General features: G+C 75.5%; 2 protein-coding genes. One reads left to right on the forward strand and one right to left on the reverse strand.

Going from position 1 to position 1,451, the window contains the following annotated elements:
• Positions 1 to 685: GDSL-type esterase/lipase family protein (locus CCN44_RS41490; protein ID WP_244204066.1), on the forward strand; the 685-nt coding region annotated here is incomplete at its 5' end.
• Between the two features lie 16 nt (positions 686 to 701).
• Here CCN44_RS41490 and CCN44_RS41495 read toward each other — a convergent pair.
• The gene (locus tag CCN44_RS41495) at positions 702 to 1,409 is read right to left on the reverse strand and encodes a class F sortase (RefSeq protein WP_086704380.1); all 708 of its coding nucleotides are present in this window, start codon (positions 1,407 to 1,409) and stop codon (positions 702 to 704) included.
• Positions 1,410 to 1,451: the final 42 nt, after the last annotated feature.

Genomic DNA, 1,451 nt, shown 5'->3' on the forward strand with positions numbered 1-1,451 from the left:
GGACCGGGGCCGCCGGGTGTGGCTGCACCACGGCAGTTCGATCAGCCACGGCTCCGACGCGGCGAGCCCCACCACCACCTGGCCGGCGCTGGCCGCGTCCCTGGGCGGCGTGGAGCTGATCAACCTCGGACTGGCCGGCAGCGCGCTGCTGGACCCGTTCACCGCCCGCGCGCTGCGTGACACACCCGCCGACCTGATCAGCGTCAAGCTCGGCATCAACGTGGTCAACACCGACGTGATGCGGCTGCGCGCCTTCGGCCCGGCCGTGCACGGCTTCCTCGACACCGTCCGCGAGGGCCACCCCGACACCCCGCTGCTCGTCGTCTCGCCGGTGCTGTGCCCGATGCACGAGGAGACCCCCGGCCCCACCGCCATGGACCTGGCAGCGCTGGGCGAGGGGCGGGTGCGGTACCGGGCCACCGGGGATCCGGCCGAGCGGGCGGCCGGGAAGCTCACCCTGGAGGCGGTCCGCGAGGAACTGGCCCGGATCGTGCGCGAGCGGGCGGCCGAGGACCCGCGGCTGTACCACCTGGACGGCCGGGAGCTGTACGGCGAGGCCGACTTCGCCGAGCTGCCGCTGCCCGACGGACTGCACCCGGACACCGCCGGGCACCGCAGGATCGGCGAACGGTTCGCGGCGCTGGCCTTCGCCGCGGACGGCCCCTTCGCCGGCCGCGCCGCCTGACCGGGGCCCCGGCGGCTCACTCCAGGTGGGCGAAGACGACCAGGTTGTCCGTGTAGTCCCGCACCGTGCGGTCGTAGTCCCCGGCGCAGGTGATGAGCCGGACCTCGGGGCGCGAGGCGTCCGCGTACACCCGCTCGCTGGGGAAGTCGTCCTTGGCGAAGGTCTCGGCGCTGTCCACGACGAACTCGGCCGTGCGCCCGTCGGCCCGCTCGACGGAGAACCGGTCGCCGGGCCGCAGCCGGTCCAGCTCGGCGAAGACGGCCGCGGAGGTCATCGTGTCGACGTGCCCGGCGATGATCGCGGTGCCCTCCTCGCCGGGCGAGGTGCCGTCGGCGTACCAGCCGACGAGGTTGGTGTCGGCGGCGGGCGGCGGCTGCAACTGGCCCGAGGCGCCGATGGCCAGGGCGGTGAACGGGGCGTCCACGGAGATCTTCGGGATCCGCAGGCGGGTCGGCGCGGACCGGGGCAGCGGCTCGGCGGACCGCGGTGGCTCGCCGGACTGCCGTGGCTCGCCGGGCTGCCGCGGGTCGGCCGGTGCGACGGCACCGGCGCCCGAGGCCCGGGGCGCCGCCGGTGTCTCATCGGGCGTCTCATGACCGCCGAACATGCTGACGGCGAGGAAGACGGCCGCCACTCCCCACAGCGTCAGCCGCCCGCCACGGCCGGAGCGCCGCCCGTCCGCTGCCGGTCCTGAGGGGGTCGGGGAGGAGGGATCTGCTGCCATCGGACACCACCTCACTCGAGCGCGGCAGCACGGGGATCAGGG

It is taken from the genome of Streptomyces tricolor (assembly GCF_002155905.1).
Taxonomy (GTDB): Bacteria; Actinomycetota; Actinomycetes; order Streptomycetales; family Streptomycetaceae; genus Streptomyces; species Streptomyces tricolor.

What these genes read in the sequence shown, in the direction of transcription:
- CCN44_RS41495 (WP_086704380.1), bottom strand. Translation starts at nt 1,409, where the DNA reads ATGGCAGCAGATCCCTCCTCCCCGACCCCCTCAGGACCGGCAGCGGAC.